7 protein-coding genes are annotated in these 8,969 nt (G+C 62.4%); 6 read left to right on the forward strand and 1 reads right to left on the reverse strand.

The features are described from left to right. The first annotated feature begins 2 nt into the window (after positions 1-2). The 6 genes from E7T06_RS16760 to E7T06_RS16785 are packed head-to-tail and all read left to right on the forward strand — an operon-like array spanning position 3 to position 6,374. Positions 3-998, forward strand: coding sequence for a BadF/BadG/BcrA/BcrD ATPase family protein (locus tag E7T06_RS16760; protein WP_168733604.1), 996 nt, complete (start codon positions 3-5; stop codon positions 996-998). Beyond that, a complete protein-coding gene (locus tag E7T06_RS16765; protein WP_136366916.1) occupies positions 995-1,945 on the forward strand; it encodes an SIS domain-containing protein in 951 nt (316 codons plus the stop codon). Before E7T06_RS16760 ends, E7T06_RS16765 begins: the two co-directional genes overlap by 4 nt. Then, complete coding sequence (locus E7T06_RS16770; RefSeq protein WP_168733605.1) at positions 1,942-2,769, forward strand: class II fructose-bisphosphate aldolase; 828 nt, start codon at positions 1,942-1,944, stop codon at positions 2,767-2,769. The genes E7T06_RS16765 and E7T06_RS16770 overlap by 4 nt, the downstream gene beginning before the upstream one ends. Further along, positions 2,766-3,653: a PfkB family carbohydrate kinase gene (locus E7T06_RS16775; protein ID WP_168733606.1), complete on the forward strand. Its 888-nt coding sequence runs from the start codon at positions 2,766-2,768 to the stop codon at positions 3,651-3,653. The genes E7T06_RS16770 and E7T06_RS16775 overlap by 4 nt, the downstream gene beginning before the upstream one ends. 58 nt (positions 3,654-3,711) lie before the next feature. After that, positions 3,712-5,070, forward strand: coding sequence for an alpha-glucosidase/alpha-galactosidase (locus E7T06_RS16780; RefSeq protein WP_136366919.1), 1,359 nt, complete (start codon positions 3,712-3,714; stop codon positions 5,068-5,070). After that, positions 5,067-6,374: a Gfo/Idh/MocA family oxidoreductase gene (locus tag E7T06_RS16785; RefSeq protein WP_136366920.1), complete on the forward strand. Its 1,308-nt coding sequence runs from the start codon at positions 5,067-5,069 to the stop codon at positions 6,372-6,374. The genes E7T06_RS16780 and E7T06_RS16785 overlap by 4 nt, the downstream gene beginning before the upstream one ends. A gap of 2,234 nt (positions 6,375-8,608) precedes the next feature. Here E7T06_RS16785 and E7T06_RS16790 read toward each other — a convergent pair. Further along, the coding region (locus tag E7T06_RS16790) for a hypothetical protein (protein WP_205750962.1) at positions 8,609-8,969 on the reverse strand (361 nt) is incomplete at its 5' end.

Genomic DNA, 8,969 nt, shown 5'->3' on the forward strand with positions numbered 1-8,969 from the left:
GCGTGGCCGACACCTGGATTCTCGGCCTCGACGGCGGCGGCAGCAAAACTGCGCTGGCGTACCTGAACCAACGCGGCCAGGTGTTCGGCCCCTTTTACGCTCCAGGCATCAATCCCTTTGACCGGCCCGGCTGGGCGGCTGAGTTCGCGGCGTTCCTCTTGGAGCACCCGGCCCCTGGCCCGTTGGTTGCGGCCACCCTGGGTTTACCGGGCTACGGCGAGTCTCCAGCCATCACGGCGCAGCAGCGGGGCGTATGCCGCCGGCTGATCCCTGTGCCGCATACCCTGATGAACGATGTGCAGGCCGCTTTTTCCGGTGCGTTTCCTGCAGGGGTGGGCGCGCTGCTGCTCTCCGGCACCGGCTCCATGGCGTGGGCCAGCGACGGCACGCGGCATGTCCGGACAGGCGGGTGGGGCGACGCCTTTGGAGACGAAGGCAGCGCGTACTGGATCGGACGGCAGGCCCTGGGTCTGGCCAGTCAGGGGATGGATGGCCGACACCCCGATGCCGAATTTGCTCGCATGTTGCTGGAAAGCACGCTGGAGGGGCCGCCTACTCCGTCCCAACTGCTCCAGTGGTATCACGCCTTGACTCACCCCCGTTCCGGCGTCGCGGCCCTGGCCCGCACGGTCAACGATCTGGCAGTCGCTGGGCAGCCCACGGCCCTCGGTCTGCTGGACAGCGCGGCTCAGGAACTGGCCCGCCACATCCAGTCCGTCTGGGCACAACTGGGCAACGGGCCCTTGCCTTGGAGCTTTGCAGGCAGCGTCCTCGGCAGTCCACCTCTGCTGGCCGCCGTGACTCGCCTGCTCGCCCCCCCCGTTCCGCCGGCGCTGCCTCCCCTGGGTGGGCCGCTGTACCACGCCGCTCTTCAGGCTGGACATGACCCCACTTGGACGCTGAACGTCCTCACCCATGCCCTGGCTCCGGCCCAACGTGTCCCTCCCTTTCCGTTTCCACACGCCCCCCGCACCCCCGCCGTACAGGAGCACTCATGAATTCCACTTTTCGCAGCATCGCCGGGCAGTTCCCCTATTGGCAGCGGGCCACCGCCCCCAGACCGTTGGTGGGGGGCCAGCCCCATATCCTGCTGGGCTGCGGCACGTCGTACTACTTGGCGCAGAGTGTGGCCGCCGCCCTGAATGTGGCGGGCGTGGCGGCGTTGGCCGTACCGAGCGGAGAATGGCTCGCGCGCCCAGAAGCGTACCTGCCCGCCGGAATACAGCCACACGTCTTGGTGTTCTCCCGCAGCGGCGAATCCACCGAAACGGTGCAGGCGGCGCGGCGCAGCCAAGAGATGCACCTTCAGGTCACGGCCCTGACCTGCGAAGACGGCTCCTCCGTGACCCGCCACGCCCAGACCGTGCTGTATCTCGAAACGCATCCCGAAGAGGGGATTGTGATGACGGCCTCGGCTAGCCTGATGCTGCTGACCGGTCTGCGGCTGGCCGGTCTATCGTACGGCGAACTGCAGGTTCAGGCCGCTGAGAAACTGCTGCACCAAGCCTACGCGTCGTACGGCGAGGTCATTGCCGGCCGCACGCACTTCGTGTTCCTCGGCGCAGGCGAGCTGTACGGGACTGCCCAAGAAGGCGCCCTCAAGCTGCAGGAAATGAGCCTGACCTATACCCAGGCGTACCACCCCATGGAGTACCGTCACGGCCCCGTCAGCTTGGTGGATGAGCGCACCGCCGTCGTGATGCTCTCTCACCCAGACAGCGCGGCCGAGGACGCCAAACTGGTGAGCGAACTGCGCATGAAGGGTGCGCGAGTGATCGGCTTCGGCGCGCCGGGCGACCTGAGCCTCGAGGTGCGGGGCGACGCCATGACCCGCGCGGTGACGGTGCTGCCTGCCCTCCAAGCGCTGGGAGAATGCGTGGCGGACGCCAAGGGCCTCGACACAACCGCCCCGCGCTGGCTGACCAAAGTGGTGACGCTCGCGTGAACGCGGTCTGGCATCCGGTGCGGCCCAGCGGCTTGGCCGTACTTCAGGCGGCGCGGGAAGGCGGGTACGCGGTGGCCGCTTTTAACGCGGTGAACCTGGAGACAGCCGAGGCGGTCGTGCAGGCCGCCGAGGCTCAGCGGGCACCGGTGATCTTGCAGTTCTCGCAGAATGCGGCGCGTCATGCGGGCCTGGCCCAGTTGGCAGCCTTGGGCCTGAGTCTCAAGGCCGGTGCGGCGGTGCCGGTCATCCTCCACTTCGACCATGCAGAAAGCGCGGGCGTCGCCCTTCAGGCCATGCGCCTAGGCTTTGAGGGCGTGATGCTGGAAGGGGATGACCCGGCCCTGCTGCGCCCCTTGGCCGCCATGGCGCATGCGGGCGGGGGCTACCTCGAAGCCGAATACGAAGTGGTGGTCAAAGGTGAGCGGCGCGGTGAGCGGCATGACCCGGCGCTGCTGGGCCACTTCGCTCAGGAAAGTCACTGCGACCTGCTGGCGGTTGACCTGGGCAGCGCACACAAGCAGGAAGACAAAAGTGCTCAGCTGGACTTTGGACGCCTCGCGGCCCTGGCCGCCGCGACCTCTCTGCCGCTCGTGTTGCACGGAGCCAGTTCTGTGCCGGAAGGTGAACTGGCCCGCGTTGCCCGGGAAGGTGTCGCCAAGGTGAACCTGGCCACGGACCTGACCTTGGCCTTTACGGGCGCGGTGAGAGACTCGCTGCATCAGGGGGCCAAAGATCCAAGGTCATACCTGCATGCGGGGCGCAGCGCCATGCAGGCGCGCGCTGAGGAATACATCAAGCTGCTGGGCGGGGCCGGCCGGGCGTGATCGTCGCGCTGACTCCCAACCTGAGCCTTGACCGGACACTCTGGCTTGACCGCCCCCTCACCCCCGGTCAACTGCACCGCGCGCCGCGGCTTAGCGTGGCAGCGGGCGGCAAAGGGCCCAACTTGGCGCGGATTGTTCAGGCGCTTGGCGGGCAGACCTGTGTGGCCGGTGTGGTGGCCGGCTTCAACGGCACGCACTTCCGTACCCTGCTGGCTGAAGAAGGGTTGCAGGGCATCTTGGAAGACACCGCAGGCGAGACGCGGGAATGCCAAATCATCCTCTCCCAGGACGGCAGCCATCCCACCGAGATCAATGAAGCCGGGCCCCTGTACGCGCCGGACGCGGTGGCCCGCCTGCTGACCCGGCTTCCGGCAGGGCAGGTAGCGGTGTGCGGCAGCCTCGCGCCGGGCACGCCTTCTGAAGCGTTCCGGGCCATGCTGAGGCTTCTCGGCCAGCCGGTCGTGGATTCCAGTGGGCTTGGGCTTCAAGCCGCGCTCGACGCCCAAGCCGGACTGATCAAACCGAACGAACACGAACTCGAAGCCCTGACCGGGCGCGGTACGGTTGGGTCAGCACAAGACCTGTACGCCCGGACGGGCGTGCCCATTTTGCTCACCCGCGGAGCACAGGGCGCCGCATACATCGGCGCGGAAGTCTGTGAAGTGGCCGCCCCTGTTGTTGAAGTTCGAAATCCAGTTGGTTCAGGCGACTCGTTGTTAGGCGCGTTCCTCTACGCACGTGAGCAGGGCCAGTCTATCCCGGATGCCCTGCAATTGGCTGTGGCCGCGGGGAGTGCCAACGCCCTCTTGGGCGGCCCTGTCCACTTTGACGCGGCCGTGGCTCGCTCACTGCTCTCCCGAACCTTTGTGACTGTCTCCGCTTGAGTGGGCTCTGCCCTTCGGCGGACACGGAATTGCCTTCCCCCAGGAGGAGCCAAACCGCGTGACGAAAACGACCCTTATCGGTGCGGGCAGTGCAGTATTCGCCCAGCAAATGATCACAGATGTCTTGTCCATCCCTAGTCTGGATGCCGGGGAGTTCGCCCTGATCGACACCGACGCCCAACGTTTAGAGCTGGCCCATGAATTGGCGGAGTTGACGGTGGCACGCAGTGGTAAGCGCTTTCCAGTCAGTGCGTCCACAGATCGCCGTTCACTGTTGCCGGGCACCGACTTCCTGATCAACACCATCGAGGTCTCAGGAGTCAGGAACGTGCAGCACGACTATGCTATTCCTCTGCGGTACGGCGTAGATCAGTGCATTGGGGATACCACTGGGCCGGGCGGCGTCATGAAGTTCCTGCGAACCGCCCCTGCCTGGCAGGGCATCCTCCACGATGTGGAAGCGCTGGCTCCAGCAGCCACAGTCATGAATTACACCAATCCTATGAGCGCGTTGGTGCTGCTGTCAGCGCGTGCCTCAGGTCTGAAGGTATACGGTCTATGCCACTCTATTCAGAACACCCTGCGTGAGTTGGCCGGATATCTGGACCTGCCTGCGCAGGAGATACAGTACCGCTGCGCGGGCATCAATCACTTGTCTTGGTTCACCGAACTGACTTGGCGAGGAGAAAACCAACTGCCCCGGCTGCGGGCGGCGATGGAACGCCCGGACATCTATGAGCAAGACGTCGTGCGCTTCGAGATGCTGCGGCACTTCGGCGCTTTTCCCACGGAGTCCAGCGGTCACTTTTCGGAATACGTGCCGTACTTTCGCACGCGGCCTGAACTGGTTGAGCAGTACACCCGCGCCGCGTATGGAGGCGAGAGCGGCTATTACGCCCGCAATTGGCCCCGCTGGCGCGATGAGCATACGCTTCAGGTGCAAGACTTGATCAGGCGTGAACGGGCGGGCGAGGCCGCTATCCACATGACCCGTAGTCCAGAATTTGCTTCAAACGTGATTGAGGGCTTGGTGCTGGGCCGGGCGCAGGCGATCACCTGCAACCTGCCTAATCAGGGGCCGCACGCCACCTTGATCGAGAATCTCCAGGCCGATGGCGTGGTTGAAGTGAGCTGCACGGTGGACGCTCATGGCGTCCATCCAGAAGTCTTCGGACGGTTGCCTGAGGCGCTGGCCGCCCTCGACCGGCCGCATATGGCCATTCACAGTTTGCTGGCCGACGCAGTCCTGTACGGGGACGCAGAACTGGCAGTGCAGGCCCTGCTGCTTGATCCATTAACGGCGGCCCGCTGCTCTCTGAGGGAGATCCGCGCCATGTTCCGTGAGCTGGTCGAGGCCGAGTGGCACGATCTCCCCCCCTTTATTCAACATACCGTCCCTCCACAGGTCAGCGCATGAGCCGCGCCGCCCAGCCGGTCCAGCTCTTGATTCTGGGTGCAGGCAGCCGCGGCGCCACCTACGCCGATTACGCTCGGCGCCATCCGGACGAGTGTGTGGTGGTGGGCGTGGCCGAGCCGGATGCTGGGCGTAGAATTGCCTTTGCCCAGGTATTCGGTCTGCCAGCAGAGGCTGTATTCACGGATTGGCAGGCTGCCCTGGCCGTGCCCCGGTTTGCTGAGGTGGCCGTGATTGCGACGCAAGACTCGGATCACGTCGCGCCCGTGGAGGCGGCCGCCGCGCTCGGGTATCATCTGCTCCTAGAAAAACCGATGGCTCCGGATGAGGCAGGGTGCCGACGGATCGTGGCGGCCGCAGGGGCGCACGGCGTGATGCTGGGCGTGTGCCATGTGCTGCGCTACACCGCGTACACGCAAGCGCTCAGGGCCCTTCTGGACGCCGGAACCATCGGAGATATCGTATCGGTGGAACACTTGGAACCTGTGGGGTACTGGCACCAAGCCCACTCGTTTGTCCGCGGGCACTGGCGCAATGAGGCCAGCAGCAGTCCGATGTTGCTGGCCAAGTCCTGTCATGACCTCGACTGGTTGCGCTACATAGTGGGCCAAACGTGCGAGCGCGTATCGTCCTTCGGCAGCTTGAAACACTTTCGCCGCCAAGAACAGCCCCTTGGTGCATCTGATCGATGCGTGACCTGCCCATCTGTCATTGAAAGCCAGTGTCCATACTCCGCGACCCGGTACTATTTCGGTCAGCTGAATGCCGGACAAACGGGTTGGCCGCTCAATGTCGTGACCACCACATTTACCCCTGAAGGTCTCGGTCAGGCGCTGAGCGAAGGCCCGTATGGCCGCTGCGTCTATGCCTGTGACAACAACGTGGTCGACCACCAAGTGGTGAATTTTGAATTCACGGGCGGCGTGACCGCCAGCTTCACCATGACGGCCTTCACCCGCGCACGTGGCCGCGAGACCCGCATTTTCGGTACCCGCGGCGAACTGCGCGGCAACAGCCAAGAGATCGAGGTCTTCGATTTTCTGACCGGCGAAACCAGCCTGGTGGATACCGAGGTTGCCTCCGACGGCAGTATTTTGTCTGGCCATGGGGGCGGAGATGATGGCCTGATGCGGGCTTTTGTGAGTGCTGTGGCCCAGGAGGACGCCTCCTTGATTCTCAGCGGCCCGCTCGAGACTCTGGAAAGTCATCTGATGGTGTTCGCGGCTGAGCAGGCAAGGCACAGGGGCACAGTCGTGCAGGTCTCACCGAACGCAGCCCACCTCAACGGTCGCTCGTCCACGCGCTGAACCGGGCCTTGTCTCTGTGCTGCAACAACCGCGTGGCCAGACCGGGCTGAAGCTGAATTCGGTGGTGCAGAACTCCGGCCCTCCAGCGCGGAACACCGTCTGATCCTCAAGGTGAGGCAGTGAAGGTCACCTCCAACAACAGGTTCAACTTCACCGGAGCATCCTAAGCCGTGACGCGTTCGCTCAAGCCGTTCACGCATGATCCTGACCTGTGGCCGGGACACCGCAGCACAACAGGCAGTGGATCACCGTTCGGCCCCAGATCGGAGGGGCTGCCCGAGCGGGCCCGCTGACGCCCCTGCTTCGTACCGGTCAGCTCGTCTTTCCACTCCTGGAGACGACCCGGCTGGAGTCCCGAGCCATCAGGGCTTCCAGCAGCGGCGCCGTCAGGGAACCGGTCCCTTGGGGCCAGTGAATCTCAACCGGCTTAACCGCAGCACTGATCAGCATCGCCAGTTCAGTGGCGACGCGTCCACGTTGCTCAGGCCCTCCAGACTGGACTTCCTCTGTAGACCCCCGCGCCAACAATATGTCAAACGGGGAACATTTCAAAGTGGGTCATCCGGTGGAACCGCAGCAACGTCGCCACTTCAGAGGTTCACACCGCGTCTTCAAGAAACTGATGCGGGTCACCAGCGAATTTCGTAAAAAGCGTGTCACACTCTGTTTCCTACGGTGTCCCTCACAAGGCAGCAAGCTGTGTTGGTCTGGATTCGTCCCCCACCTTGGGGAGAAGCCATCACCCCTTGGGCTGCCTTGATCCACGCGTTCTCGAGTGATTCTGGGGGTTGAGTGATGAAACGATGTGTTTAGCCCTCGCCTGTGCTGGCATGTTCAGGCAGCAGCCACCCTCACTGTTGGCACCCTCATTTCTCCTGAAGTGCTGATCATGCAGGGTTTTTCTGGCGAGCTGAACAGATGCCGGCCCTGACCTAAGCAACTAATCGGTCATCAATTCTAAATTTCCGGATGACCTGTAACATCTTTACTGAAATCTTTTGGTAGGTGGCGCAGGCCGACCAGGCTGGCGGCCCCCCTCGCCGGTGGTATTTCGGTGGGGAGGGGCGTCAGGGAATGGCACTAATAACTCTTATTTTGAATCGGCCCATTCTCAGACCAAAAGTGGTGAGCCGGAAAACTGATCCCAGACCAAAGGTGGTGAGCGGGCGGATCAAGGGTGGTGGCCGGAAAACACGGCCTTTTCCCGGCCACGCATGGTGGGCGCCGGGGTGCGTGCGGGCGGAACCTAGCAGTGTCAATGCCCTTCACCGCTTTTCCAGACCAAAAGTGGTGAACAGAAAAAAAGCGCACGACAACCCCCTGATCGGTGAAGTTCAGAGGGGTTTAGTAGGGGTAGTTAGGGTTTGAGCAGTTTGAACCAATCTTTGAGGCGGCTCGCAGAGGAGCGCTGAGCACCCTAAATTTGACAGCGCTGTGTTCAAATCACGAAGAGGCACGATCTCAAAATTGCCGTCCGGAACAGGTGTTTCACGTGGATGGGCGGGTGAGCAACTCATCGGAATTATGTTGATTCGGCCCAAACGAAATCCTGTGATAGACGGTCTTTTGCACCTCAATTGCCCAAGTTCCCAACGGTGAACCTTCTTGTATTACCCGAGCCCCCCAACGGCCTTTTTTGCCCGATTGCCCAAGATCCCAACGGTATAGGACTTCAATTGCCCAAGTTCCCAACGGTGAGCCGTCTAAATCACCACAGGCATATCCAGAATTACTGTCATGCTGGAGAGTGCCGTCCGAGCTTGTCTCCAGCAGCGGTCGCCTCTGCGGTCATCCAGAATTTTGAGCGCCTCCAGCGCCATACTTCTGAGTGGCTGCTGGTTCGGGCCATCGTAAAGCGGATGATCTCGATCGGCTTCTGGGTTGTCATGCCCGTGCCACGAGTGGGAACGACTCTGAAAGAATTTGATGCAGCGGCTGCGCGCAGGGAAAACGCGGTGCTGATCTATCGTCTCGGGACTTGTACTCCGCGTCACGTCACTCTTGCGCAGGTGCCCGCCGCACAACTTCACCTCACCCCTGCACCCAGGAGCCAAGAGGCAGCAGGCATCCAACCAACGTTATTTACAGCAAGCCACCCGTAACAGGGGCAAGGTGGCGAAGGCCGACCACGCTGACGCCCCCCTTGCCGATGGTGGTCTGACGGGGGGAGGATCGTCAGGGAATTGCACCAATGACCTTCAGTACACACGCACCACACAAGCTTTCCTAGCGATTCACGAATGCTCAGGACGCCATGCAATTAAGCTTCCAGAGGTGTACAGATTCAGGGTCGTCTCACTCAGCTCCAGTTCGATTTCACGCAGCGTCGGTTTTCCACCCACCCTTGCTAGCCTGACATCGAGTGAATTGACGAGACGGAATCCAAAGCTCCAGCAATCGAATTGCATGACTTGATAACCGGTGCCCATCAGGCGTTCTAACGAACTCCACAATGCGCCACTGGACAGGTTGACCTGCGGATCAATTTCTCGAATCACGGATTGAAGTTCCTTCTCAGTTGTTGCCAACTTTTTTCCAGGACGTGAGTTCGGGTTAAGCCTATTGGCGTAATATCGCTTTTGATTACGCTGAAAG

Source organism: Deinococcus sp. Arct2-2 (assembly GCF_004801315.1).
In the GTDB taxonomy this organism is placed as follows: Bacteria; Deinococcota; Deinococci; order Deinococcales; family Deinococcaceae; genus Deinococcus.

What these genes read in the sequence shown, in the direction of transcription:
- E7T06_RS16785 (WP_136366920.1), top strand. Translation starts at nt 5,067, where the DNA reads ATGAGCCGCGCCGCCCAGCCGGTCCAGCTCTTGATTCTGGGTGCAGGC.
- E7T06_RS16765 (WP_136366916.1), top strand. Translation starts at nt 995, where the DNA reads ATGAATTCCACTTTTCGCAGCATCGCCGGGCAGTTCCCCTATTGGCAG.